This window comes from Alteromonas lipotrueae (assembly GCF_019249215.1).
GTDB classification, from domain to species: Bacteria; Pseudomonadota; Gammaproteobacteria; order Enterobacterales; family Alteromonadaceae; genus Alteromonas; species Alteromonas lipotrueae.
On the sequence record NZ_JAESDI010000023.1, the window covers coordinates 20,818 to 47,363 of the forward strand.

The following is a 26,546-nucleotide window of genomic DNA, read 5'->3' on the forward strand; positions in this document are numbered from 1 at the left end:
GTAACCGTTCAGCAGGGCCAGATGGGCAATAATCTGCTGGCCTATGTGGCAATGCAGTCAGGTCAGTTTCACCAGAGTATCAGTAAAATTCAGCAACAGCTGGAACAGAACTTCGGCTTATCGTTCAGTCGCGGTGCTATCTCTGAAGCGCAGGACCGCGTCAGTGCGGTACTCACGCCAGCGTTTCAGGATATCAGATAAACTATGCGCAATGAGCCGGTGGTACACTGCGATGAAACCCGTCATCAGCGGGGGAATGAAAACCGCTGGATGTGGCAGGTATGCACACCGCAACTCTCTTGCTTTATGACGCACTTCTCACGCGGCGCCTGGGCGGCAAAGAAACTGTTAGGCGATGCTCCTGAAAATATTGTGGTGACCGACCAGTACGCCGGTTATCACTACATTGATGCTGACCACCGTCAATTATGCTGGGCGCATATCTTAAGAAATATGAATGCATTAGCGGAAAGCTGGGGGACGAATAAAACCTATGGAACCCATCTAGTCAGGCTCATCCGCATACTGTTCCGATTACAACACCGGTATGAAAGCAACGCGCTAAGCGAAAAACGATACCGGGAACGGATGGAAAAACTACGCATCGCCTGGCGTCAGCAACTTGAACTGGCATCAAGACGCTGTGTCACTCCCCGCTATCAGAACCGGTGTAAGCTGCTGCTAAAACACGATGACATGTACTGGGTATTCCTCAGTCACGATGGCGCCCCCCTCACCAACAACGAAGCAGAGCGTTCATTGCGAAGCTATGTGCTGTGGCGAAAAGGCAGCTATGGCGTGTGTTCTCACCGAGGGGAACTGTTCAGGCAACGTATACTCACCATCGTAGAAACCTGCCGGAAACAAAAGCTGAATCCACTGAATTGGCTCCGCGCCATTCTCGAAGCGACGCTGAACAAAACGTCCTATCCTCTACTCGACGACTTCAAAGCAACCTGTCAATAGGGCCCTGCTGAACGGTTACTAAATTTTAATTGCAAAAAATATTGATAAAATAAAAAAAATAACTATAAAAATAAGAACGGAGAAAAAATAGTGTAAATAACGACCATTTTTAACTCGTTAAATTTAGTGCTTTGTCTAGATAGCCAAAATAACGCGAACGCTGCATCGCTAAGACGCGTGCGCGGGTTGTTGGACGTCAGATAACTAGAACGCCCAGTAAGTCCACTTTTTTCATTTTACAGACAGATTCGTTAATTCACGCCATCTCATGATGGGCTTGGTTCACAAAAAATTTTGGAGAGTAAATGTAATGTTATATCATAACAAAAATAGACGGGTCGGCAGCTGGCATTGCCCCTGTTACTGCCTACTAACATTTTGGCTATGCAGCTGCCTACTGGCCCCCGCTTATGCAATTTCAACGAAGGATAAGCTCATTGGGGCGATACCTGATAATCTGACCGTGTCGCATGGGGATCCCGTCTATCGCATCCCCATTCAAGTGCCCGCAGGACGCAATGGTCTGCAACCAAACCTTTCCATCGTCTACCGCCCCGGCAGCCAAGGACTGGCCGCGGGGGTAGTGGGGAGCAAGGGTAACTATGTTATAAATGGACAATATTATCACCGGATAGGCGAGTTTGGAGCGGACTGGTTTCTGGAAGGCACAAGTTTTGTTTACCTTTGCTCCTTACCAACAGAAAACTCGCCCGGCACTAAAAAAGTGACACACAAGCACTATTGTCTAGACGGTGAAGAACTGGTGCCAGTGGCGGAAACAAATGGCACCATAGGTGAATTTGGCGACGTTGATACCTATTATCGCACGCGCAGCAATGGCACAAGCCTAGTTATCTCCAGAGGAGGCACGAAGGGAAAGCCCGATTACTTTGAAGTCAAGCATAACGATGGCACAACAAGTATTTACGGGAAAGAAGGCAACCTCGAAACGGATATAGACATCCCAGAGCGGGTTGTTAAACTCACTTCTGACGGAGAAAGCTCGAAAACCGTTGCCTGGGCAATCAGTTCAAAAAAAGACCAATATAACAACGAAATTATATATGAATATAAGAAAGACAAAAATTTTTCAGTGTTGTCTAACCCGAAAACCCCAATAGATAAAGGCAAAATCATTTCCTTGAAGTCTATCCGCTACAACGACCATGTAATCCAATTCCACAACTACAGCTTTATAGAAAGTGATAATGGAAATGAACGAAAAGTAGGCGTTGATATTTACAGGAAAAAGTGGGAGGGCAAGGATTACAACCGGCTAGTGCGCAGCTACAAGCTAGAGTACGGCAAAACTGATAGCGACAAGGTCCCCGATAACTTATTTCCGTTATCAGTAACCTTGTGTGAAAAAGGAAATAATGCGTGTTTCGAGTCAACCACATTTGCTTACAAAGCATTCCATCCAAACCTGCTTACGAGCTGCAAGGACAAGGGTGAAATAACAATGACAAAAAGGGAAGACCTCCATGTTTCTTACTGTGAAGTTGAAGATACTAAATCAAAGAGTAAAAGTTATGTTTCTGGGCAGCGGATCTCTGGCATTTTTGAAGAAAAATATCCAGAAGCCAGCACCATTCTAGCGCAGCCCGGTAAGGTACAATACACTCTTCGAAGCAACAAAGAAACTAAAATAATGGAAACGTACATCTATAACGAGAATGCTCATCATCAGGCTCGTCTAAAAAGCATTACAAACGGGAATGGAGTTGTCACCAGGCTCGGCTACACGACTCTACTAGCAACACAAGACGCCTATTTTGGGGGTAAACCGTTTTATACCCTTGGTAGAAAAGCAAAATCGCACCAGTGGGATGTTATTAGCAACGAAGTAAAAGTCTCTTCCATAGCCACTGACAGTGGCTTGAACAACAGTAAATCGACGAAGTTCCGCTACGAGGGGCTGGTATTGGATTTGACAAACAAGCGAATGAACGGCTTCGCCAAAACGATAGAGTACGACGTAGCCACTAAAATGAAAACAGAAACTATAAGAGATGTCTACGACGATTTTCCAACGGCTGGAAAAATCACAAAGGTCAATAGGTATTGGGCAGAAAACGCAGAGCAGCCTATTGCAGAAAACAGATTGCTTACGACAAAAGAGCTGACTCACCGGATTCGCCATCCAGAAGGGACGAACAGTCACATTAAGGCGTTGGATGTGACAAAAGAACGCAACCTTGAGTATGATCCCGATACGCAAAAGTTATTAAAAACAACAACGCGTACATTCCCCAAATGCACTCGAAACTCCATTCTTTCTAAGAATGCTTTTATTCGAAAGTACGGAAACGCTCAGTGTATACAAGAGGTTATTTCTGATAAGCCTAATGGCAAGTCCTATGTTAAACGTACGTATCGCACCTTCGAAGATTCTGAAAACGAAAATGATTGGTATATTGGACGGATAACAGAGCAACTCGAGTCAATCAGAAAAGACGAATTCTCAGACTTCTCTGGGACACATGTCAGCAACATCAAATACACCTTCAACGATGAGGGGCGTGTGCAAAGCAAAAAAAACCGCTCACCTAGCAATAACAGTGAGATGTTGTTCGAAGAAGAATTTACCTACAACATGCACGGTGAGGTAGGAGTGATTAAATTCCTCGATGGTCATTCTACTGGCAAAAAGGTCAGAAAAACCGCTAATACCTACACAGGCCAAGGAGAATTAAAAACATCCTGCGTTTACGAAACACACGCAAAGCGATGTACCAAATACCAGTATGATTCTTATGGGCGCATAAAAAATGAGAGCAAGCCAGACGGTCTGATAATTGAGTACGAGTATAACGGCCTGAGTCAGGTCAAAAAAGTGACGACTAAAAGGGGGACTGGCGGTAACCAAAAGGTGCTTGGGTATACCAAGACCGACTATTACGGAATTGACGACACCAAGTGCTCGAATAATGTAGCTGCACATGCACATGCACATTACTGTGTGGTTACACAACAGTTCTTTAACAAAGGCGACAAAACGTATAATGGAGACACCACCATTACCCAATACGACAGGTTAAACCGTGTCGTGCGAGTCATCACAGACGGGACGGATGGTAGCGATAAAAAGAGCGTGTTTACCGATACTGAATACAAACCCGATGGGAAGGTAGAACGTGTCACCGAGCCCTATTTCGAAGGTACTGCGATAACCGATATCGTCTCTACACAGATGGACTACGATGATTTCGGTCGAATATCTAAGGTCATCAGGAAAAAAGGTGAGACGAACCTATTTACCACGACCACTCGCTATGACGGCTTCAAAACAACTGTCTCCGATGAATTGAACCCGAAGTCTCATGAATCCAGTACAACGGTAGATGCACTCGGTCGGGTCATCGAAAAATGCAATAATATGACTCATTGTACATCCTACGAGTATGATGGAAAAGGGCGGTTAGAATTTACCAAAGTTAAAGGGAGTGAACACTCTAAAATTACCTATAGCTATGATGAATATGGCAGAAAAACCGAAATAAAAGACCCTAGTTTTGGGACCACCAAGTATGGATACAATGTTTTTGGAGACATCACTACACTAACCGATACGCTAGGTAATGAAACCTCATACGAATATGACCGCCTCGGCAGGCTAGTGAAAACCATCGAAAAACAGTGCGATGACGATAAGCTGACGAAGGGCGATGATTGCCGTAACTTCACCCTGGTCAGAGACTTAGAAACGACATATTGTACAAAGAAACCAGCCACCGGTAAAAAGTGTAAGGAAATTATGAGAGCGCGTGAAAACGGCCAGCTGAAAACAGTATATCATCAAACTTACACCTACGACGACTATGCTCGGCCAAACACGATAACAACCAAGATTGACGATAAACAGTATGTACAGACAATGAGTTATGACGTCAAAGGACGTTTGCTGAAAGTAGAATACCCTGGCTCAAGTGTCTTCTATACCAAAAACATCTATAAGCACGGCGCGTTAAAAGCCGTTGTGGGTAATTATAGTCATGCCGAGCCTCACAACGTTAATGTGGATGAGACTGAGGAGATTTATGATGATTTACTCAGTGATGAAAAAAAAGGCGTAATTCGCTATTGGCAAATGGACGCTATGGACGCCGCTGGCCGAGTGACAAAAGAAGTCTACGGCAATGGCATCATCAACACCTATACCTTCTCAGACAAGGGACTGCTAACAGGAACAAAGAGCACGCGTATCCGAGATGATAAAACCCTCAAATTCCGCAACTTTAAATATACATATGATGATTATGGCAACATGATAGAGCGTGCTGATAAGCGTTTGGGGATCACTGACACCTTCGCATATGATTCATTGCACCGGCTAACATCCGCTGAGCTGACATCAACAAGAGACAATCATGTTGGTGATCGTGTGAGCAAGATTGAGTATGACGCATTTGGGCGCATAGTTAGTAAAACCTATACCCCGGAGAAAGGCCGCGACGTTAAGGTTAATTACACATATGGAGGCGGCGCCGCCGGTATGTATGCGGTAACCCAAGCGGGCGATAAAGACTATATCTACGACGGCAAGGGGCAACTCACCACAGTAAAAAACAATAATAGCGTGGTCGCTGAGGTCACTTGGGGAGTATATGGCAAACCAACCCGCATCAGTGAAAACCGCCAGGCCATTGAGTACCGCTATGCCACGGGGAGCAGCCCTATTGTAAAAGTCTTGAAAGATATAGGTGATAATGCGGAAGAAACTACCCAAGAAACTACCCAAGAAACTACCCAAGAAACTACCCAAGAAACTACCCAAGAAACTACCCATTATATTGGCAATCTGATGGAGCGCACCTCCACCTCATTGGGGACCGTAACGCGGTTTTATATTCTCGCTGGGGGCAAGCCGGTGGCCATGCGCTACCACAACAGCGCGAATAATAAAATAAAAAACCGCTATTTTCACCACGATGCTTTGGGCAGCATCGATCTTGTCAGCAGTGCTAGTGGTAAGACTCTGGAGATGCGTAGCTACGCTCCCTGGGGGGCAAAACGAGACTTCACTCCCACACCTGGAAAGAAAGACGCAAACTTTCAAGTGTCCTCTGACTACACAAACCTTGGCTTTACTGGGCATCAAGATATTCAGGAGCTATCGTCAACAAGCCTTGTTCATATGAAAGGACGCGTGTATGACGCAGAGCTGGGAAGTTTTTTAAGCCCAGACCCGATTATACACGACCATATGGGGCCTGATGGGTATAACAGATACAGCTATGTCTACAACAACCCTCTGAAACTTACCGACCCTAGTGGCTATGCGCCAAGTGGCTATGCGCCAATAGGTTCCCTTTTGCACCCTAGCTTCAACGCCGCTAATATCTACCGCGGTAGAGCTAGAACATATAATACATTTCTCCCCCCCAGGAAGAAAGAACCAGATTTCTCGGCTTCGTTGAAGAAGAGACAGATTAATGGGCATACTTTACCTAGTTTAGATATTTCACAGTTTTTTAAGGGGGCTACCTCGCTGTGGAATGATTCTTCGTCAGGACAACTTACTGAGCTCGAAGAGCTCAAAGCAGGCATTGATACATTGATGTGGTTTTGGACAGGGCATGCGGGAGAGGGACACCACGTAACCTACAACGAGTCTAGGTATTGGTGGAAGCATGGGAATGGGCAAACGCTGACCGTAGATGGTATGATGCTAGACCCCATTCAACTGAGGATCATTGACGGACCGAAAACAAACGCCGTGAGGCGCTGGCTCTATCCTAAGCTGATTAAAGCTTCATTCGAATATCCCATTTTATCAATACCTATATTTGGTGTAATGTCTACTGATTATTTGGTACACAAGATCAATTTTGGGACGGTAGTCTCTCCCTGGGGGATGGGTAGACTGGATGATTTGAAAGTTCATGGTCATGTTACTTTGAACCCTGAAAATAACCGCATCTATGATGGGTGGTATGATTTCAACTCCATGGCTGGTTCAATCAACCCACTAGTATTTCTCAGAGAACGCCTGAACAATAGAGCAATAGTTGAGCACGGGTTTGGTACGCCATTTGAGATACAATATCGATACGAGAGTAAATATTTTGGGGATGGTCCAGCTCCGCCATCATGTAACCGTAACAGTATACAATGCCCGATTAAGGGATTCTAGGGATTTTCCCCTCTAAAAAGGAGACTGTAACTAATTTTCATATTCATTGGACGATATGTTACCTAGTCTAGCATGTCGCCGTTTTTGAGTAAGCGTTCGGTCAATTGTAAGCAGTGGGATGGACTCCTCCTCAACTTGAAACGTTGACTTTTTTGGGTCAATATGGTGATGATGAGTTACCAATATTCACATGAGGAGAAGCCCATGGGCCAGATTACAAGAGTCGGTGTTGATATTGCAAAATTAGTTACAGTCTCGTAGCCCCCCTTAATAGAGCCTTTCTACCGCCAAGGCGGGTAATGGTCGCCGCCCGTATCCGCTGGTGACCACCGCGGCCAACGAACATGACCTGAACCAGTAAAAAACCTGTTGCACGGCAACGAGGAATTCATCTCTGGCGATGCGGGTTATCAGGGCGCTGAGAAGCGGGATGAACTGAAAGACTCGAATGCAGAATGGCTGATTGCCGAGCGTCCCGGCAAGGTGCGTGCCCTGAAAAAGCATCCTCGTAAGAACAAAACCGTTGACATTATATTACTTAAACACCCGAGAAAATACAGGGAGAGACTAAGAGCTGTTTTGTTCGAGCCGTTAAACTAATGCCGATTTCGAGGGGATGTCCCCAAGAGTGGTTAGTTGTATTTCAAGTGTTTATTTATAAAAAATTCATATAAAACAATTAGTAATAATTATTTTGAATTCTTTCGCTGGTAAGGTCGCGATTTTTAAGTGAATTGCAGGGGTGGAAGAAATACAAAATTGTGGGTTTGATGGTCTTAAAGTATTGGTGATAATTTTAACCCTGATTGAACTGGGGGAGATTCGCCCCCAAAGCTCATGTTGGGGGGAGAAATAGACTATATGTAGTTGTCGGTATAAGATTGTCTCTTATGATGTGCCATATGCTCAACAGTGACTCTAAAACCCCTTTAATCTTGATGAAGAAAATCATCGTTACAATCCCTAGTACACTAAGTAAGATGCAAGATAGTAAAACATTGTTTATAGGGTGCGATAAGAACTTAGTAAACCAATGGTTGGTATCCTTCAGTTGCTCAGTATCAAACAAGTTAGTTACCCTATAGTAGGCCGCGAATAGAAGCGAGCTAATGCCAATCAAAAGTGTACAAAAATAGTAATTGGATAAGGCACGATGTTCATTATCAGCTAGTCCTAAGTTATCGATAGAAATGTAGATTGCAAAGCATATACCTATACTTGTGTGATTCATGGACATCATTTCAATATATTATGACTCTATGAACAAAGAAATTAAACAGCGTTTAAAGTGGATTGAGCTATACGAAGAGACCAATAATGCGGGCCTAGTTTGTCGTCGGTGTGGAATATCTAGGCCTACTCTCCGAAAATGTAAAAATTGAAATGGGCCAAAATCTTTTCAGCCGTTATGACGAATAGTTTTTAATTTGCTTTACCTCCAGAGATGACTAAGGATTTAGTCATCTCTGGAGGTAAAAAGTATCTACAAACATTTCTAATGCAGCTTAAAGTTACTGTAGTTTCATTTTTTTAAGTAGTTTAAAACAACCTCATGATGATCTTTGGTTTTAAACTTATTAAATACATGCTCAATATTGCCGTTTTCATCAACTAGGAAAGATGTTCGTACCACGCCCATATTTTCACGGCCCATGAACTTTTTCAGTTGCCAAACACCATATGCCTCACAAACAGCATGATCTTCGTCTGCGAGTAGGGTGAAGTTCAGTTCCTGTTTGTTGGTGAAGTTTGTAAGCTTTTTCGGAGTGTCAGGGCTAATGCCGAGTATCACTACGTTTAACTCGTCAAGTTCTGATTTGGTGTCTCTTATAGCGCAAGCTTGAACAGTACAGCCAGGGGTAGAGGCTCTTGGGTAAAAGTAAACAAGAACTTTTTTGCCTTTGAAGTCGGTAAGAGAAACTGATTCATCACTCTGGTCTTGTAATGTAAATTCTGGTGCTTTTTGGCCTGCTTCAACCATTATTAAATCCTTCCTTCTTCCATCAATGAATGTAGTTTTCGTTAAAATAGCTTTTCGCCATTGTGTTGAGTAATAAAGCTTCTTTGGAGCGTAAGCTTTTAATTCCTATGATAACAAGTCACGCATAATATTTAACTGCTTTGTGAGTTCAGATGTCTTTTGGCGCTCTTGTTTTAACATATTTTCATAGTCGCCTCGGGCTTGAGTCATTCTCTGTAGATTTTGCTCAAGCTGCATTGTCTTTTTCTCGTTGTCTAAGTTTTTGTTGAACCAGTAAACAAGCTCACGCTTGGCGTTATCGAGTTTACCTTCGAGAATAGTGACCGGATCAATCTGCTTCTTTTCGATAGACTGTTGCTGCTGTAGCGCTTTTCGTCTATTTTTTATTTCCTTGAGCTTAATTACAGGCCACTGCCTTCTGCTGATTGCGTTTCTATGCATCCCTGTCAGTTCTGACAACTGTGTGATTGTGGCTGGTAGGTTGGCGCTTGATCCTATCTTATCGATGGCTTTGACTAAACGCTCTGTGTTTTCCTTAAAATCTCGTTGGTTTCTCTCATCAAAGTTATTCATCGTCTACACAATGCCCTAGTAATTCTAGTACTTGCTTAGCCTCGCTAATCACCTCTTGTATTTGCTCGTAATTGTCTTGATAGGTTGGGTTGTTAAGATTTGCTCGATTAGTGTTGTAAATCTCTCGCCAATAGGGGGCATTAGCCTCACTTACAATGGCATTTGAACAACGGTTAGGGTTACATCTGAGGGAGCCAATACAGGGAAGGTCTTTATTTGTGCTATCGGCACCGTAGCAATACCCTAATCCTACATTAATAACTCCAAGGCCTTGGTCGGCCATTGCTTCAAAGATTTCATCCTTAGAATAACCGCTTGCCATATAGCCTTTGAATGCACTGCGTAGCCGCTCTTTGTGTTCATTTGCTTTGCCTCCAAGGTAATTACCATCAGGATCTGCGGTTGCTTTAATCACTTCAATCTCAGACTGTTTCCTGAGCCTTTGTGCTGTTTGGCTCTCAACTAAACTGTCTGCAATCCCGCCGTAGCCCATTGTGACATCACTTGTAGATCCTCTTGTTAGAAATTTATCTACGGTATTGACCAAATGCTTAAGTTGAAATGAAATTAGTGGAAGACCTGCTTCCAGCCTATACAGTTGATATGCGAGTGTATGGCGCATCATATAGTTACTAAAACCAAAGCTATCGTCGGGGGAAGCATGCTTTATAAAAACTCTAATTTGATGGCGAATAATAACTGATGTTTGCTGTTTCTCTTCCTCTTGTGGCTTTTTTGTTTGAATAGAGCTAAATACTAATCGCCTTTGAGTTATAGAACTTAAAACTTTTATCGCATTAATTGCATCCTCTATGATTGGAATAACTACCCACTTATCATCGAAAAGTCCTTTGGATAAGCTATCTTTTCCTTTAAAAACATGTGAGTTAAGCAGTTTTATTCCATTTTCTTCAGTAAGGCAGGTTTTTAAATCTAACACTGCCAATTCGGATGGGCGCATCCCTGTGTATTGGCCTATTAAGTATTTAGCAGCGCTTGCCACGAGCGCTAAATGTTCATAGGCTACTGATAATGAAAACCTGCACCCTTGACGCTCATTTAGAAAGAAGGTCATGTCTTTAAAGTTATATTTTCCCTTCGAATTACGCAGCTCATTGGGTATGCCGTATTTTGAATCAACAAATGTCTCAGCATAACCTGCGTTAAGAAGGCGAAAAGCTCTGTATAAGTAAAAAGTTCGCTTTGTAAGTCCTAAGTCGTTGCAATAATCTGGTGTATTGTCCTGTGCATATCGACTTACATACGAGTCTGACACTTCTTCTTCCATTGTCATTAGAAAGTCGTGCACTAGCAGTGAAGCAGCTCTTACGAGCTTATCGAAAGCCCAGTTTGGCAATACCTGTTCCGAAACTTGCTTTTTATAACGGCTTTCCCACGTGAATTGATCTGAGTCGAAGGCAGGTACGCTTTTCCCAAAAATATGCTCAGATGTGTAGGGGTTTTGGATGTACGAAAAAAACTGTCTCAAGTCATCGTTATAGGTACTTTTGTGGACTTCAGCCGCTTTTCTGTAATCATCAGCCTGTAATTGGGTAAGAGATAAGTATGTTTTTTCAATATGTTCATGTCCAAGCTTAGTTTTTAGATGTCGGAAGAGAGTCTCTAGGAACCGTAGTCCTGACTTCATGTGTGCCAAAACTGTATTTGCAGCAAGTTTGTTAGTTGTCTTTTTTTTGGCTTTTTTTCTATTATTTATAAAAACTTCTGGAGTAAGTAATACGGCTAGTAAAATACATTTTATTTCAATAATAACCTCTGATGGCACGCTTTTATATTTGGCGAAGTTAATCCTGAGTTTACTTCCTTTGATATTGGGGGAGGCACTAGGGTTTTCTATGTTGAAATCCCACTCAGTGTCAGAAAACAGTGAAGTTTCTGAGACTGGTAGGTTGAGTAATTCATTTAGGTACAGTGCGTTATCTTTGTTTACAGCTCTATTGTAGTCAGCACTTAAAATGTTTGATTTGTATCTTTTTAGCTGAGCAATCGTACTTAAAATGCTGAGGTATTTTGGTAGTCTCTCCATTTTTTTCCTTAAACCAGCTCTGTTGTCTCGATATATAACGACAGCTTTTCGGCTTCATCCAGTTCCTGGGGGCTGAATTCCGAATACTGTATGTCTAAAATTGGATTTAGTAACGCGAGGTTGCTTTTTATTACATCGCCAAAGGGAGTATCTAGGATCCTACTATTTTGGATTTTTGTTAAGTAGTCGCGCTTCATAGCAAAAAGTTTGGGCAAATCTGTCTGCGTTATGATCACATTTGGGCAGCTTAGACACATATTGTAAGTGCTACACGGTTTACCAGGTGTATAGTTGGAAAGACTTCTAACTGACTCTGGTGGGTCAAAAATGTTTTTACATGTAGCAAGAGGAGTTGATATTGGAATCGAATCTTCTTTATGCTTCTGGCTCACTCTCTTTTTAGGCTTATAGTGTACTGAAGTCTGAGCATTACGATGTATCTCTAAAAGCTTTTTTTTGATTTTTTCTCTGGCAGTTCTTCCGAAGTCATGTACATCTAAGTAACGCATAGTCGTATATAAACTCTTATGACCCATTAACAACTGAATTTCCCTGATAGATACTCCTTGCTCTATGAGGTCACTAACAAAAGTTGGCCTAAACCTTGTTGTTTCTAAGATTTTTACACCAGTAGATTGGTCAAAGAGTAGATGTTTTTCAGAGAAGATTTTTACAGCTTTAGTTACATGATGCGCACAAGGAAGGCTTTTTACTAGTCCGTTATGGGTTTCGAATAGCCACAATTTGTTTTTATGTTCTTGAGGTGCCTTATCTCTTAGCTGAGATGTTAATCTCAGTACATTATCGAAAATGGTTTTTACCTGATTTCCCTGACTGTTAGTTAGCCACTGGAGGTTTGCCTTAAAGATATCTAAATGATACAGCTTTTGCCCATCAGAGCGGTCTTTCCAATATCGTAAACACGGTTTGCCTGTTGCAGGGTGTTTATCAACCAGATCGTCAATCTCAAGACCATTAATTGATTCAACATTCATACCCGTTACTTGAAGTAGTTTCAGTAGAAAGGGAAGCAAATGATTCATGGTAACTTTGCACAGTACTCCCCAGGATTCATAAATATCTTGGTAATAAACGCCATGACTACTAATGATTTTGTAGAAAATATTACCAGCGGACGTTTTTCGAAAATCATAAGAGCTTGTAATGGGTTTACAGTCCAATTTATTCTCAAAAATCCAACGAGCATCGTCCAATGTGAGAATCTCATTATCTCTTTTTTTAAGTCTCGCCTTGTCATCGATAACGGCTCTACCTTTACCTGTTTTTTGATAAGGTTTAATTAGCTTTAAGACTTTGCTGATATCTTTGTCTATTGCGTTTCCGATCCGCTTCCTGTCGATTTCGCTGTAAGGCTTGTAGCGCTCCGTTACCCTTGTGTGATAGCAAAATGCGCTAGGCAAATAGAACCTTTCAAAATTGGGAGTTTCAATTTCGATAGCTTTGTTCAAAATATTTTTATATGTGCTTTGCAAGACGTTTGCATAACGATTATGTAACTTTTCGCATAACATACAGCGCTTCAAATAAGCATGAAATTCGTTCAATGAGAATTCGTTTAATTCTTGGCTGAGGTAAATTGGTTCGTTATCAAACTTTTCTTCCATCAATGCTGACACATGCTTAAAAGTTGACTTAACGTCGGCTCTATGAGATTCGCTGGTTTTGGTTTTATAGACTGAGGTGAATAAGTGCATTAGTTGCAGATGCGGTGACTTTTCTGTGGGCTGTGCCAGTTCACTAAAACTGCTTAACTGAATTGATAACAACTTCTCCCATTCGTTCATACAGCGTGATGCAATATTCATTTTTTGTCCTTGATAGATATTTTTAATTGTGTCCTTTCTACTAACCGCTCCATTCGCTCTGCTTTTGTTATCAACTCACCGTCGCTATCTGTTATTGTTTTATATAACTCCAGCGGTATTTTTGTATAAACTTCTGTACTACTCAGGAATGCGTGACCAAGTGACTTTTGCACTACAGCAAGCCTGTCCACATAGCTTTTACCTATATCGGATGATTGAAGTAAGTCGTATGCGAAACCGTGTCGAAGTTTATGAGGAGACATCTGCTTAGATATTAACTCTCTGTTTATAGCTCTTTCCGAAACTCTTTTAAGTAGCTTAGATAAGCACTTAGGTGTAATAGATCCCCCTTGGGCGTTAAAAAAGGCAGGGGTTTCATGGGAAGATGGGTATTTTCTTGCGTACTTTTTATATAGTGGCGATGAATGATATCTACTTATTCTGCCTAGTGTGGCTCGGCTTACTAATGTCATTCGTTGCTTCTTACTGTTATGGCGACCTTTCACGCCTTCTATAGAAAGAGGTGCATAAGGGGATATGGTAGGTTTATCAGAGTTTCTGGATATAAGCTTTTGGCTGTTAAACTCCCAAGCATTTGTAATGTCTTGCCTAGTTACATTTTGTAATTCAGATCTCCGGATTCCCGAATCAAAAATAAACTGAAGTATCAACCTTTCCCTTTCAGAGTTGCTTTGCATCATCAATGTTGTGAGCTCATCAATTGAACAAGAAATTACAAGTTTTTGCTTTACCGGCCCACTAATTAAACCACCGGAATACGGGCTTTTCTCGATATATGCATCTCGAAGTTCCTGGTTTTGATAAAGAAACTTGTGAATGAATGCTTGAAGAGTTGCATCTCTATTTCGGATCGTAGCTGAAGTCAGGTTATGGATGTTTTTTAGTTCTGCTAGGTACTCTTCGATAACATGCTTCGAAACAGTCAGGTAGGCGTCATCAAGTAATGTACCTTCAAATTCTGGTCTCTTTTTCAAGTAAGCCAAAAAATAGATTAGATTCTTAGCGTAAGTTTTAGCAGTGTGGGGGCTTATTTTATTGTTTCTTAAGTTGTGGGAGAGAAATTCGGAAATTAAAGGCAGTACTCTTAGCTCTTCATCAAAAGCCGCAACGCCAGTATGTGAATCGGATCTAGATAACCAAATACCATCATCTTCATTCAATAGAGATTTAGATAAATCAATAGGCTCTTTGTTTGATACAAAAGAACTGAACTCTTCCATAAAAACGTACGTTACCCATTAGGACTGTGCAGTTTTTAAGCGTAGTAGTAAATTGTGATTTTAGAAAAGGAAAAGAGGAGGTTTTTAGAGCGTAATGTGCAGAATATTAATGGGGGTATAAATGAATACCGTCATACTCTTTACCCATGAACTTTTTCAAGCCCCATACGCCAAAAGCATCTGCTACCGCGTGGTCTTCATCTGACAACAAGGTAAAGTTTAGGCTTTCCTTTTCAGCAAATTTTGGCAAGCGTTTAACCGCATCAGGGCTAATACCCATCACTTCTACGTTCAAGCCGTCTAGGGCATCTTTGCTGTCACGCAAGCCTTGCGCTTGCACGGTGCAACCTGGTGTCATCGCCTTAGGGTAAAAGTACACCAGTACTTTTTTACCTAGGTAATCTGATAACGTAATGGTTTCATCATTTTGGTTTTGAAGTGAAAACTGTGGTGCTTTATCACCAGCTTGAAGCGTGTTCATTAGATTCCTTAATATGTTTGTCTACAACTTTACCGGTTACATTGAGCTCTTCAAACAACGCGGTTAGTTCTGATTCTAGAGCAGCAAAATCTTCTGAGGCGGGCATGTTCACAACAAACTTGCATCGCATACATTCGTTTTCACACTCAGCCGCTTTGTAAGTGGCTTGTCTAAACGCACTGATTGACGCGTTACGTTTTGCGAAAAAGCCTGTTACTGCCTCAATAAGGCCAGCCGTATCTTCGCCGCTGAACTCAACGTGAAATAAGTGATCGAGATTTTGCTTTTCGTGGTGACTGGTACGTTTCATCATGGAAAGCAGATCTAGGCGCTGACAAAGGGGAGGCACACTACACTCAGCGCGGGTAATGGCTGACTGCGAGCCTTCTAAAATCATAGTAAGTGAAAACTCTTGACCATAAATTGCTTGCCGACTGTCTAAAATATTGCATTGCGCTGCAGAAACTGTGGTCGCAATTTCACTTAATATACCCGTTTTATCAGAACCTAAAATGGTAACAATCAGTTGGTGTTGAGACATTAAAACCTACATCACAAGAAACGTATTGTGTGATGGTAGCATAGAGTTTTTTTTTAGTACCAGCGGCTTTTTGTAGTATTGATGCAGATTATTGTCAAATTCTTGTCATTTAGACGTGAGATAGCTTGTGTTTAGCTACCGACATATTTACCATGTGCGCTCATATTTTGCGGAGAGATTATGTTTACTGGTAGTTACGTAGCACTCGTCACGCCGATGTTTGAAAACGGCGACATCGATTATAAGTCACTTGAGAAGCTAGTGCGCTTTCATGTTGAACAAGGCACACATGGTATTGTGTCTGTTGGCACCACTGGCGAGTCGGCCACCTTACCGTTTGATGAACACGTAAATGTAGTTAAAGAGACCGTTGCTATGGTGTCTGGCGCTATTCCTGTTATTGCAGGTAGTGGTGCAAACTCAACTGCCGAAGCGATTTTCTTAACTAAGCAATTGGGCGCGGCTGGTATCGACGGCTTCTTAAGCGTAGTGCCTTACTACAACAAGCCTCAACAAGCGGGTATGGTGGCACACTTCAACGCCATTGCTGATGCCAGCGATTTACCTGTGTTGTTATACAATGTACCGGGTAGAACCGTTGCCGACATGCTGCCGGAAACCGTGGCCGAACTTTCATCTCACAAAAATATTGTTGGATTAAAAGACGCAACAGGCGATATTTCTCGCCTTAAAGCAACGCAAGCACTGGTACCTTCAGACTTCGTTTTACTAAGCGGCGATGACGGCACAAGTTGTGAATTTATGTGTGAAGGCGGTCATGGTGTTATTTCTGTGACAGCAAACGTGGTACCTAAGGCCATTGCACAAATGTGCGAAGCCGCTTTAGCAAAAGATTTTGATAAATGTCGCACTATAGATGAAAGCATCGAATTGCTTCACAGCGCGCTATTTATCGAGCCTAATCCAGTTATTCCAAAGTGGGCTTTATACAAAATGGGCATGATGGAAAGTGCACAAATGCGATTACCTATGGTTTTACCGGAACTTGTAAGCCAAAAACATATCGAAGAACTATTACAAAAATACGCATTGATTTCGGGTTAATAAGGAACACAGATGAATAGAACGCTGGCTATAGTGAGTTCGATGGTAGTAATCGCACTTGCAGGTTGTTCAAGCCAAACAGATAGAAAGACGGCTTCAGGAACGTACAAGTACTTAGAAACAAAAGAACAAACCCCAGTACGTGTTCCTGACGACTTAGATGCGCCAACTTTTTCTAGAGAGTTTGCAGTACCTGAATTAGACGAAAGCGTAGATGAAAGTCTTGTTGGGAAGAAATTGCTTGTGCAATCTCCTGCATTGGTATTGCCGCTAGTAACCGGTTCTCACGTTGAAGAAGGTAAAAGCACAGCAACAATTTGGTTCGACCAAGTTGATGATAGCCAGCCGTTAAGCCAAGCAATTTGGAATTCTTTGTTAAGCTTCCTAGACGAGCAAGGCATTGGCGTAGATTTCTTCGATCCTGAACAGCAAGTGTTAAACACTGACTGGATGATCATTAAAAAAGAAGTGGACAGCCCTTGGTACAGCTGGACCAGTACTGAAAGTGAAGTGGGTCGCCGCTTTGAATTCGTTCTAGAAGTAAAACCTCACGGTAGAACCGCAGCCCTTTCTGTTGATTTAAAAGACTACATGGCCACCACTGGTGACGATGTTGTTGCAGAAATTTCAAGCATGCAAGAGCGCCGTGAAGAAGTAGACGTACTTAACCAAGTGATTGGTCATTACGAATACCAAATTCAGTTACAAGAAACTCGCCGAATTGCACGTATTCGCCAAGGCCTAAATACCGAAATGGGCTTTAACGATGACGGCAACCCCGCATTTATGGTAGATGCACAATACGACGTGGTATGGCCACGTATGTTGTTGGTATTGCGTAAACTTGGTTTCGACGTTAAAGACTTAGACAAATCAAACGGCTTACTGTTTGTTACCTATAATGGTAGTGACACGGGTTGGTGGGGCGGCTTGTTCTCCAGCGACAACGAGTTACTTGAAAAAGGTGACTACCGTTTGAAAGTTTCACGTGCCGGTGAGAAACGCAGTTCAGTGACTTTCATGAATAATGAAAGCGAACCTTTTGAAGCCAATCAGGTTTCAGACCTTTACGGCGCATTTGCCGAGGTCATGTCAGAAGATAACCTTGATATATAATTGAGACTGAGAATGGAAAAACGTGACGAGCTTTACCGCGGTAAAGCAAAAACTGTGTATTTTACCGATGACAGCGATAAGTTAATTCTGCATTTCAGAAACGACACATCAGCTTTCGATGGTGAAAAAATTGAACAGCTAGACCGTAAAGGCGAAGTGAATAATAAGTTTAACCATTTTATTATGACTAAACTTGAAGACGCGGGTATTGCTACGCAAGTAGAAGCCTTGCTTTCTGACACTGAATCTTTAGTTAAAAAGCTAGACATGATCCCAGTGGAATGTGTTGTTCGTAACCTAGCGGCTGGCTCTTTGGTTCGTCGTCTTGGTGTAGAAGAAGGGCAAACGTTGGCACCGCCTGTGTTTGAATTCTTCCTTAAAAACGACGCACTGCACGACCCTATGATTAACGATTATCATATTGTGTCATTTGGTTGGGCGACTGAAGCGCAAATTGCTGAAATGAAGTCGTTAACGTTTAAAGTAAATGCCGTACTTAAATCGCTGTTTGATGAAGCAGGCATGTTGCTAGTAGATTACAAACTTGAATTCGGTGTTGATCCTGATGGCAACATTGTTTTAGGTGATGAATTTACCCCTGACGGTTGTCGCTTGTGGGACAAAGAAACCCGTAAGAAGATGGATAAAGACCGTTTCAGACAAGGCCTAGGCTCAGTAGTTGAAACTTACATTGAAGTTGCAGAACGCTTAGGTGTTTCACTGTAACTTACATAGTAATGTAAAGATTGAACGAAAAAAGGACCCATTGCGGTCCTTTTCTTTTGCCTGTAAAAAGGTAAATTAAACAACACGTTGATTAACAGAGCTTTGATTAACATAGCTTTGATTAAACAATGCTTTATTTAAAATAGCCTTGTTCAAAAAGCGCTTTATGCATTTTATATAATGCTAAATGCACAACTAAACGCTATAAAATTATCATCATTATAAAAAGGGCTTTTATGTATACGCTGCTGGAGAAAACGAATGGGTAACCCGTACGGATTAGTGTGTATTGCCATGCTGGCGTTTGCGGCCAATTCGTTATTATGCCGAATGGCATTGGCTAATACCGATATCGACCCCGGCCTTTTCACCACAATACGCTTAGCCAGTGGCGCATTGTGTTTAGCCCTTTTAGTGGCATTTACTGCCCGACGTTCATCAAAAAACACCAGCCCAATAGCAGCCATTAAACAACAAGCATCAATAGCAGGGGCGTTAAGCTTATTTATTTACGCTATTGCATTTTCTTATGCGTATATCTCGATGTCGACAGGCACAGGCGCGTTGTTATTGTTTGGCGCAGTGCAGCTCACTATGATTTCAGTAGGCTTATTAAAAGGCGAACGCTTTGCTACATTCCAGTGGCTAGGGTTTTTACTGGCTTTTGCAGGCTTAGTTATCTTGCTGCTTCCAGGGGCTAGTGCGCCACCATTGTTTTCAGCCCTATTAATGATAAGCGCCGGTATTGCATGGGGTTTTTATTCCTTACTAGGTAAAAAGAGTAATGCGCCCTTATTGCTCACGGCGGGTAACTTTTTATATGCCACACTACTTACCCTGCCTTTGATTGTTTGGTTATGGGTAACCGATACTTGGCAATGGAGCAACGATGGGGTGTTATTTGCGCTGGCATCTGGAATAGTGGCATCTGGTTGTGGCTATGCCATTTGGTACAAAGCATTACCTTTAATTCAATCGACAACGGCTGCCACCGTTCAGTTAAGTGTTCCGGTAATTGCCACGCTGATGGGCTGGGCATTTCTTGCTGAAGCCATTAGCGTGCAAATTATGGTAGCCTCTTTAATGACATTAGGTGGTATTTGGTTGGTTATTAAAATGCGCAAAGCTTAATCTAATAAAGCTTGGCCTATAATAAGCCGCAACGCTAATATGAGCGGCAGCTCAGACTAAAAACCGCAGCTTTGACCATTACTATAAGGGATTAACGTGGGCTTATTGACTAACATTCGCCGAGCACTAATTGCTTCTAAATTTCAGCGTAAAGACTTAAAAATTATTGAGGCTATCCCAGGCGAAAGGTTTGCCACCATTGTTTTCGACTTTAAAGATAAAGGCTGGGAAATAACTGATGCTAGAGGCGACCTTGATGTAAGCCGTGACAATTGGCAGGGCAAGCTTCGAAAAGGCACCAGCACGCTTACTTGCACATGGAGTAAGGATGACCAAGGCGAGATAGTGGGCTTAACCCGCATTGTTGAGGGCATAGCGAAAGACTACAACTTAAAAGTGCAATCTACGCCTAGTCGATAACCTAAGTCGTTAACCTTAGTCTAGGCTTACAACACATAAAAAAATGACGTAAATAAGCATAAGGGAAAAAGCTTATCTACGTCATTTATCAACTGATGGAGCTGTAACGTCTTAGCGGTTGTGTGAATAACACGCTATTACCATTTTCCATTGCAGCCATCTATGCTAGCTTTTTACTACAAAGCTTTTTACTTCAAAGCTTTTTACTACAAAGCTTTTTACTTCAAAGCTTTTAACTATAAAGCCTAGAAGCGGTAAGACGCCGACACTCTAAAGCGGCGCGGTGCACCTGGCTCAACCCATACATCGGCAAAAGAGTTGGTGTAGTGCTCTTTATCGAAAAGATTGTCTACTTCTGCACGTACCACTAAGTTTTCAACCGGTTCAATTTGCGCAAATGCGCGCACGGTAGTGTAACTAGGTAAATAGAAGTCTGTTGCTGTTTGGCCTAAACGCTCATCTACGTACAATAAACCAGTGCCTAAGCGCACCGGCATATCTGAAACCGTAAGGCTTTTGCCTACTTGAACGCTAAGCTGATTTTTAGGTACGTTAATTAGCGGGTCGCCCGCTTCAATAGCCGCCACAAAGTTAGCGTCAGCCGCATCGTTGGTACTTTCTGCATCGATATACGCGTAAGACACCCACAACGCAATACCATTGCTGAACTCAGCGTTAATATCTAGTTCAACACCACGACTGCGCGCTTCACCGCCAGGGGTTAAAAAGAAACCGTCAGACGCTTCATCACTACTATCGAACACCAAAATATTGCTTTGATCGATATTAAAGATAGACAGGGTGATGTCGCCGCGAACGTTGTTAAAGAACGACGTTAGGTCGGTTTTAACACCCACTTCGGTAGACTCAGATTGGTTTGGTTCAAACGGATTCCCTGCGTAATCAGAACCCGTAAGTTGGCGAAAGCCTTCACCGTAGGTGGCGTAAAAACTAATGCTGTCATCAAGTAAATACACCGCACCTAACTGAGGTGAAAATTGAGTATCATCTTGCGAGGTAATAGCTACCGGATCACTTAAGCGGTTTTGAATTTCTTGTTCAAATTTGTCAATTCGACCACCAAAGCGCACTTGAAACTTATCGGTAATGTTCACTTGGTCTTGAATGTACATACCCCATGCTTCTTGGGTTTCTAGGCGGTTTAGGTTGTCTGACAATTCAACATCAGCCACAGGCGAGTAATCTGGGTTAAGAATATCTACCACAAGATATTGGCTTAAATCTAAATCGTTAATGTCTGTGTCGCCAGAAAAATAAGATGGGCGGTAACGCAAGATAACCTGATCGTTTTCAAACTTATCGTAATCACCACCAATAATAACGCGATGGCTAATTGAACCCGTATCAAACTCACCGGCAATTTCGCCGCGCAGTACTACATAATCGGTTTCAAAGTCGCGGTAGCGTTTAAAGCGTGAAAGCAAGGTTTGATCTGGGTCGATAAACAAGGTTTGACGCCCTGCAAAGTTGGTTTCTAGTGCATTACCTTCAAAGGCAGTGTCACGTAAGCCTGCGCCGATAAGTAGGTTCCAGTCATCGTTGAGTTCATGAGAAATCTCAAGCTGGTGACCAACCACGTCGGTAGTAATCCTATCGCCAGATGGGTCGCCCACGAAGGTTTCAATAGGCTGAATTCCTAACTTACCATCCACCGCAATAACACCACGGTCGAAGGGGATTTTTTGTTTGGTATACTCAAGCTCGTAGGTAATACGGGTATCTTCAGAAAATTCCCAGGTAACAGAAGGGTAAAAGCCTAACTTTTCGGTTTCTACCGTATCTCTGAAGCTTTCAGCGTCTTCGTAAAAGCCCACTAGGCGAACGCCAATGTCTTCTTTTGCGCCCGCTACCGTTTGCACGTCAGCTTCAATGCGCATCTGATCCCAACTACCATAAGTGGCTTTTACTTCGCCACCTGAAACAAATTGTGGGCGCTTAGTGACTAAGTTAACTGCACCGCCAGGTTCACCACGACCAAACAATGCCGCTTTAGGGCCTTTTAATACTTCCACATGGTCGATACCCGCCAAATCACGAGGGCCACCAAAGCCACGGCCAGCATTAAACCCATTTACCAAGAAGCCACTTGGTAGGTTTTCATCACCAGAAAAACCACGAATGGCAAAACTATTCCACAACCCACCAAAGTTATTCTGCCTAGCTACCGAAGCAGAAAGATCTAATGCATCATTTAGGTTAATAGCACCTGCATCACCAATTAAGCCTAAGTCGATATCTTGCGCGGCGGCAGGCACTTCTTTGTATTCAAACGCACCTTGATAAGCGCGGTGCATGCCGTGTACCGTAATTTTCTCGACCTTTGCTTCTTCGTTTTTTTGAGACGCGCCTTGGGCATTTGGTTGACCGTCATTTGTTTGAGCAAAAGCAGGGGCATTGAAAAATGCGGCAATACTGATGGCGAGTGTAGATTTCACCCAGTTATTTTTCATTGGTGTTTTCCTGTGTGTTCATTTTTTGTTGTAGTAACTTGTGAAGTTGTAGTGAATTGTGGAAGCTGCTTAAGGCTGGCTTCTGTAAACTCAGGCGCAGCAAAAAGTTGTTGGTAATAAAACTCGCGCAACGATGCGTGAAACGCGCGCACCTTATTTTCATAATCAATCATAGATTGCACGTTGGTGTTAGCGGTGTTCGATAGCAAACGCTGTGTTAGCAACGAAGGCGATAACAAAGACACATAACCTGCCAGTTGGTTTTTTCTAAGGGTGGCTTGTTGATAAGCGTTAGAAAGTTCGCTTGCCCGTTCATCGCCAACTTGTTGAAAAGCGTAATACCATTTCCAGTTAAACGAACCATCACGTTCAGGATCGTACGCCGTGTAATTAGCCCATTGTGGGTGAGTTTCAATAAACTTTTCCCACGTGGCTTCTACCGGCTTATCCCACGCACCGTTTACCGCTTCACGTTGTGTAAGCACAATATCGCCACCTTCTGGTGTATCGACAACCGCATTAATAACGGTATGACCGGTAACAGGCACTATTACGGTGGTAATAAGCCATACACCCAACATTAACGAGGCAAGGTGGGTGGCACTGTATTTAGCAAAACGTTGCGCCGCGCCAATGGCCAATACAATGGCAGACCACACGCTTATAGTACCCAGTACAATAACGCAGGCTAGCAATATAGAACGTAGCGATGCGCCATTTACAATGGCAAAGGCAATAAAAGGAATAAGTGTAACTAAGGCTAACGGCACCAGAGTAACTAGCGTACGCGAGGTCCATACCGCATGGCTATTTCGCGCCGTTACATTAAGTAAATCGAAACGTCTGGCTTCACGCTCTTTTGCTTTTAAGTCGTACAGCAGCAAGATAATAAATAGCGGTAATAACACGCTTACCACAAAGGCAAAATCGAAACGCCCTAAAAAGGCTAGTTCTGGGTTGTCGGTGTCGCTTTCATATATTTGCCCTTCAAGGGCTAACATACGTATACGATGCTTCCACGGAAACACATCACGCTCACCCACAACAGCAAAGGCGAGGGGCGAAGGCGGCGCATAGGTTAGGTGAAAGGCGTAATACGCCACCATGCCATAGCTATTTTGATGGGAAAGCACCGCTTCACGCTCTACAGTGTCTTTTTCTAATAAGCGTTCAATAGTAGCTTGTTGCGCCTTCATTTCAGCATGACCCGACCACAAGGCTACCGTGCTTAATAGAAATACCACCAACAAGGTTAATTTAAATTGGCGGTGGGCAAACACAAACCCCGCTTCGCGCTTAATATCGTTAGACCGCATCATGGGTTTAGCCTCCTTACTGCAAGATTAAGAAGTAGTACAGCAACACCCACCCAAAGAAGAAGTTGTAAACAGTACATGGCAGCACTGCTTAAGCGCGCCATGGGGGCTTCGGGCTGGAAGCTAAATTCAGACAATACTGCCCAGTTACTGGCTTCTACTACCGCTTTATCTGCGGCTTCTTCGCTAGCATTGCGGTTCATATCAAGTTTGTAATCAAGCTTTTCTACGTGCACTTTGTTTAAGCCTTGCACAAACTGCATACGTAGCATTTCGGCTTCACGCAAAAAACGGTGATGGGTTTCAATACTGGTGCCCGCAAGCAGGGTAGAGAACGAACGCAGTGCCACGGTAGGGGAAAGCCAGCCAAACTGCCTTGCAATACGCGCTTGGGCTAGTTCTTCTTGCATGCGGCTTTCTGCAAATTCATTAATGACTACCGCTTGGCGCTGCTCTGAATATTGCGCCACTATGCCTCGAAAGTTCACGGGAAGGTCGTCTACCGAATCGACGTTGTATTTCTCGAGAAGGTCTTGTTTAAGTTTAACAAAAGCCGGATCGTTAACATCGTGACCATCGCCTAAGCTTCGAAGCTTTTCTTCTACTTTAAAGTCGGCTTCTAACTTACCAATAGAGGGCTCTATACTGGTCGCCACACTGCTGCCCATTCTAGGTAGCAATATGCAAGCGCTCATCCATATAACGATAAGCACGGTAAAGCTGGCACTGCTTTTTTCAAATAACGTTGAGCAGGCGGTAACCACCACAGCCCACAACATGAAGTAAAGCATGTAACCTAAACAAAAAAGCGTTACCACTAAGGCACTTTCATTGGAAAAGGCGACATACACGCAAGCTAATAACAAGGGCAGTAAAAAAACACCGCTAGCCAGCATTAATGCCACCAGTTTTCCCAACACCAACTGCCAACGGCTAGCGCCTTGGGTAAGTAATAAAGTGAGTGTGCCTGCTTCACGTTCCCGTGAAACACTGCCGTAGCCAATTAAAATAATAAACAGTGGCGCTAACACCAACGCCAAAAAGCTTGGCGTTAAGCTACTAAAACGGTTTAGCCCTGCAGACTGACGCTGCTCGGCAAACATGGCACTGTTTTGCCTGTGGCCTTCCAAGAAAATAGCGTTACCTGTGTACGTGTCTACACCCGGTTCTATTACGCTAAGCGGGGTAGGCGTACGAAACACATAATGGCCGTAATGCACCATGCGGTGCGGATGTTTGTCGGGCTGCGATAAAAAGCGTTCTTCAGCTTCATGTTGAAGGTGTTCTCTGGCGTGCGCTGCCTCTTCAATATGAAAGCCATTTACCACAAGTGCAGCTAGGGTAAGTATACTGCCCAAAATTAACACCGTGGTTGCAACTTTGGTTCGCAGCCAATAACGCCACTGTTCGGCGCAAATTGTTTTTATTGTATTGTTCATATTCATTTGCGCCCAGCAAAGGCTGCGTGAACGGCTTCGGTATCGATAGGCGTATCGCCCGAGCGTTCAAACGACCCCGTAAGCTTGCCGTTACTTAGCAACACAATACGGTGCGCAACCTGACAAGCGCCATACACATCGTGGGTTACCATAAATATGGTGGCACCATTGTTTGCTAACTCAGACACTAGCGAGTTAAATTCATCAATAGCAGCAGGGTCGAGGCCAGAAGTAGGTTCATCTAAAAACAACACTGGGGCATTACGAAGAATGGCTAATGCAATGGCGGTTTTCTGCCTCATCCCTTTTGAGTAGTTCGACAACGTGTTGTGCCACGCATTTTCTTGAAGCGCTACTTTTTTAAGGGCTTCATGAATAGCATCGTCCGTTTTTTCGACACCCGCAACCGACAAAAAGTAGCGAATATTTTCATACCCTGAAAGGTGACCATAAAGCGTGACCGACTCCGGCAAATAAGCCACCGACTTTTGCACTTTGTTGGTATTGTCTGCTACCGACATACCCATAACAGACGCTGTGCCAGCGCTAGGTTTCATTAACCCTAAAAAGGTTTTGAGCGTAGTAGATTTGCCCGCGCCATTACCCCCTAACAGAGCAAACACTTCACCTTTGCCTACTTCAAAATTAAGGTTATCAAGAATAGTACGTTGGCCTATACGTACCGATAATTCACTAGCACTGATTACAGATTTTGATGTCATTGATTTACGGTATAAAGTCGAAAGTTGGTGATATGTTATATTGTAACAAATGTGATGTGAAATACTTTTTGCTTTTTTCGTTTATATAGCTACTAAGCGGTTGGGAAATGACTAATTCTTGGTGCTTAGATGGCTAATAAGTGGTGCGTAGGTGGGTAGTAAGTAAAGAGTCGATGGTTAATAAGTAAAGAGTAGAGGCTAGTAAATAGCCATCCTTATGGCGCTATATCATTGAACAAAATAGGCATTTCATAGACGTGAACATGACTTACTATTATCTTGTTGTTATTCAGCGTTTAAGAGTATGTTGTAGTGTATATTTTGTATGGTTCTGAAGTGTCTTTGTAT

General features: G+C 42.9%; 16 protein-coding genes and 4 pseudogenes. 9 read left to right on the forward strand and 11 right to left on the reverse strand.

The genetic code is table 11. The annotated features are described in order from the left end of the window. Positions 1–6 precede the first annotated feature (6 nt). The 4 genes and pseudogenes from tnpC to JKP82_RS19615 form a co-directional block, all read left to right on the forward strand. Positions 7–966, forward strand: a pseudogene (tnpC, locus tag JKP82_RS19600) (IS66 family transposase); the annotation flags it as partial. 310 nt (positions 967–1,276) lie between these two features. Continuing rightward, positions 1,277–7,102: an RHS repeat-associated core domain-containing protein gene (locus JKP82_RS19605; protein WP_218398387.1), complete on the forward strand. Its 5,826-nt coding sequence runs from the start codon at positions 1,277–1,279 to the stop codon at positions 7,100–7,102. 313 nt (positions 7,103–7,415) lie between these two features. Next, a pseudogene (locus tag JKP82_RS19610) lies at positions 7,416–7,621 on the forward strand (transposase); the annotation flags it as partial. 740 nt (positions 7,622–8,361) lie between these two features. Continuing rightward, positions 8,362–8,472: pseudogene (locus tag JKP82_RS19615) on the forward strand (IS481 family transposase); the annotation flags it as partial. 152 nt (positions 8,473–8,624) lie between these two features. On the opposite strand, the gene bcp (JKP82_RS19620) reads toward JKP82_RS19615, so the two are convergent. The 7 genes and pseudogenes from bcp (JKP82_RS19620) to JKP82_RS19650 all read right to left on the reverse strand — a co-directional run bounded on the left by bcp (JKP82_RS19620) (position 8,625) and on the right by JKP82_RS19650 (position 15,792). Continuing rightward, positions 8,625–9,083, reverse strand: coding sequence for a thioredoxin-dependent thiol peroxidase (gene bcp, locus JKP82_RS19620; RefSeq protein ID WP_201299252.1), 459 nt, complete (start codon positions 9,081–9,083; stop codon positions 8,625–8,627). A 105-nt stretch (positions 9,084–9,188) separates the two neighbouring features. Further along, positions 9,189–9,656: a hypothetical protein gene (locus tag JKP82_RS19625; RefSeq protein ID WP_218398389.1), complete on the reverse strand. Its 468-nt coding sequence runs from the start codon at positions 9,654–9,656 to the stop codon at positions 9,189–9,191. Further along, entirely contained in the window at positions 9,649–11,703 is a 2,055-nt protein-coding gene (locus tag JKP82_RS19630) for a site-specific integrase (RefSeq protein ID WP_218398391.1), read from the reverse strand. Before JKP82_RS19630 ends, JKP82_RS19625 begins: the two co-directional genes overlap by 8 nt. A gap of 8 nt (positions 11,704–11,711) precedes the next feature. After that, positions 11,712–13,529 carry a tyrosine-type recombinase/integrase gene (locus JKP82_RS19635; protein WP_218398393.1) on the reverse strand — a complete coding sequence of 606 codons (1,818 nt, stop codon included), beginning with the start codon at positions 13,527–13,529 and terminating at the stop codon, positions 11,712–11,714. Next, a complete protein-coding gene (locus JKP82_RS19640) occupies positions 13,526–14,770 on the reverse strand; it encodes a tyrosine-type recombinase/integrase (protein WP_218398394.1) in 1,245 nt (414 codons plus the stop codon). Before JKP82_RS19640 ends, JKP82_RS19635 begins: the two co-directional genes overlap by 4 nt. Before the next feature lie 121 nt (positions 14,771–14,891). Then, positions 14,892–15,251, reverse strand: a pseudogene (bcp, locus tag JKP82_RS19645) (thioredoxin-dependent thiol peroxidase); the annotation flags it as partial. Further along, complete coding sequence (locus tag JKP82_RS19650; RefSeq protein WP_159530536.1) at positions 15,229–15,792, reverse strand: glycine cleavage system transcriptional repressor; 564 nt, start codon at positions 15,790–15,792, stop codon at positions 15,229–15,231. The pseudogene bcp (JKP82_RS19645) and the gene JKP82_RS19650, both read right to left, overlap by 23 nt. Before the next feature lie 180 nt (positions 15,793–15,972). Between JKP82_RS19650 and dapA the strand changes: the two genes are divergently transcribed. The 5 genes from dapA to JKP82_RS19675 all read left to right on the forward strand — a co-directional run bounded on the left by dapA (position 15,973) and on the right by JKP82_RS19675 (position 20,250). Then, entirely contained in the window at positions 15,973–16,857 is an 885-nt protein-coding gene (gene dapA, locus JKP82_RS19655) for a 4-hydroxy-tetrahydrodipicolinate synthase (RefSeq protein WP_159530534.1), read from the forward strand. Positions 16,858–16,869: 12 nt separating this feature from the next. Continuing rightward, positions 16,870–17,973 (forward strand): NlpB/DapX family lipoprotein, encoded by a 1,104-nt coding sequence (gene bamC, locus JKP82_RS19660; protein ID WP_218398396.1) that lies wholly within the window; start codon positions 16,870–16,872, stop codon positions 17,971–17,973. Between the two features lie 12 nt (positions 17,974–17,985). Next, positions 17,986–18,699: a phosphoribosylaminoimidazolesuccinocarboxamide synthase gene (gene purC / locus JKP82_RS19665; protein WP_218398398.1), complete on the forward strand. Its 714-nt coding sequence runs from the start codon at positions 17,986–17,988 to the stop codon at positions 18,697–18,699. Between the two features lie 261 nt (positions 18,700–18,960). Further along, entirely contained in the window at positions 18,961–19,830 is an 870-nt protein-coding gene (locus tag JKP82_RS19670) for a DMT family transporter (RefSeq protein WP_159530530.1), read from the forward strand. A 96-nt stretch (positions 19,831–19,926) separates the two neighbouring features. Next, the gene (locus tag JKP82_RS19675; RefSeq protein WP_218398400.1) at positions 19,927–20,250 is read left to right on the forward strand and encodes a hypothetical protein; all 324 of its coding nucleotides are present in this window, start codon (positions 19,927–19,929) and stop codon (positions 20,248–20,250) included. 245 nt (positions 20,251–20,495) lie between these two features. On the opposite strand, the gene JKP82_RS19680 is transcribed toward JKP82_RS19675, so the two are convergent. The 4 genes from JKP82_RS19680 to JKP82_RS19695 are packed head-to-tail and all read right to left on the reverse strand — an operon-like array spanning position 20,496 to position 26,198. Continuing rightward, positions 20,496–22,721, reverse strand: a complete 2,226-nt coding sequence (locus tag JKP82_RS19680) for a TonB-dependent siderophore receptor (protein ID WP_218398402.1) — start codon at positions 22,719–22,721, stop codon at positions 20,496–20,498. After that, on the reverse strand, positions 22,718–24,040 hold the full coding sequence (locus JKP82_RS19685; protein ID WP_218398404.1) for a DUF3526 domain-containing protein: 1,323 nt from the start codon (positions 24,038–24,040) through the stop codon (positions 22,718–22,720). The genes JKP82_RS19680 and JKP82_RS19685 overlap by 4 nt, the downstream gene beginning before the upstream one ends. Continuing rightward, positions 24,037–25,482, reverse strand: a complete 1,446-nt coding sequence (locus tag JKP82_RS19690; protein WP_218398406.1) for an ABC transporter permease — start codon at positions 25,480–25,482, stop codon at positions 24,037–24,039. Before JKP82_RS19690 ends, JKP82_RS19685 begins: the two co-directional genes overlap by 4 nt. Continuing rightward, positions 25,479–26,198 carry an ABC transporter ATP-binding protein gene (locus JKP82_RS19695; RefSeq protein ID WP_218398408.1) on the reverse strand — a complete coding sequence of 240 codons (720 nt, stop codon included), beginning with the start codon at positions 26,196–26,198 and terminating at the stop codon, positions 25,479–25,481. The genes JKP82_RS19690 and JKP82_RS19695 overlap by 4 nt, the downstream gene beginning before the upstream one ends. Between the last annotated feature and the right edge of the window lie 348 nt (positions 26,199–26,546).

What these genes read in the sequence shown, in the direction of transcription:
- JKP82_RS19605 (WP_218398387.1), top strand. Translation starts at nt 1,277, where the DNA reads ATGTTATATCATAACAAAAATAGACGGGTCGGCAGCTGGCATTGCCCC.
- bcp (WP_201299252.1), bottom strand. Translation starts at nt 9,083, where the DNA reads ATGGTTGAAGCAGGCCAAAAAGCACCAGAATTTACATTACAAGACCAG.
- JKP82_RS19625 (WP_218398389.1), bottom strand. Translation starts at nt 9,656, where the DNA reads ATGAATAACTTTGATGAGAGAAACCAACGAGATTTTAAGGAAAACACA.
- JKP82_RS19630 (WP_218398391.1), bottom strand. Translation starts at nt 11,703, where the DNA reads ATGGAGAGACTACCAAAATACCTCAGCATTTTAAGTACGATTGCTCAG.
- JKP82_RS19635 (WP_218398393.1), bottom strand. Translation starts at nt 13,529, where the DNA reads ATGAATATTGCATCACGCTGTATGAACGAATGGGAGAAGTTGTTATCA.
- JKP82_RS19640 (WP_218398394.1), bottom strand. Translation starts at nt 14,770, where the DNA reads ATGGAAGAGTTCAGTTCTTTTGTATCAAACAAAGAGCCTATTGATTTA.
- JKP82_RS19650 (WP_159530536.1), bottom strand. Translation starts at nt 15,792, where the DNA reads ATGTCTCAACACCAACTGATTGTTACCATTTTAGGTTCTGATAAAACG.
- dapA (WP_159530534.1), top strand. Translation starts at nt 15,973, where the DNA reads ATGTTTACTGGTAGTTACGTAGCACTCGTCACGCCGATGTTTGAAAAC.
- bamC (WP_218398396.1), top strand. Translation starts at nt 16,870, where the DNA reads ATGAATAGAACGCTGGCTATAGTGAGTTCGATGGTAGTAATCGCACTT.
- purC (WP_218398398.1), top strand. Translation starts at nt 17,986, where the DNA reads ATGGAAAAACGTGACGAGCTTTACCGCGGTAAAGCAAAAACTGTGTAT.
- JKP82_RS19670 (WP_159530530.1), top strand. Translation starts at nt 18,961, where the DNA reads ATGGGTAACCCGTACGGATTAGTGTGTATTGCCATGCTGGCGTTTGCG.
- JKP82_RS19680 (WP_218398402.1), bottom strand. Translation starts at nt 22,721, where the DNA reads ATGAAAAATAACTGGGTGAAATCTACACTCGCCATCAGTATTGCCGCA.
- JKP82_RS19685 (WP_218398404.1), bottom strand. Translation starts at nt 24,040, where the DNA reads ATGATGCGGTCTAACGATATTAAGCGCGAAGCGGGGTTTGTGTTTGCC.
- JKP82_RS19690 (WP_218398406.1), bottom strand. Translation starts at nt 25,482, where the DNA reads ATGAATATGAACAATACAATAAAAACAATTTGCGCCGAACAGTGGCGT.
- JKP82_RS19695 (WP_218398408.1), bottom strand. Translation starts at nt 26,198, where the DNA reads ATGACATCAAAATCTGTAATCAGTGCTAGTGAATTATCGGTACGTATA.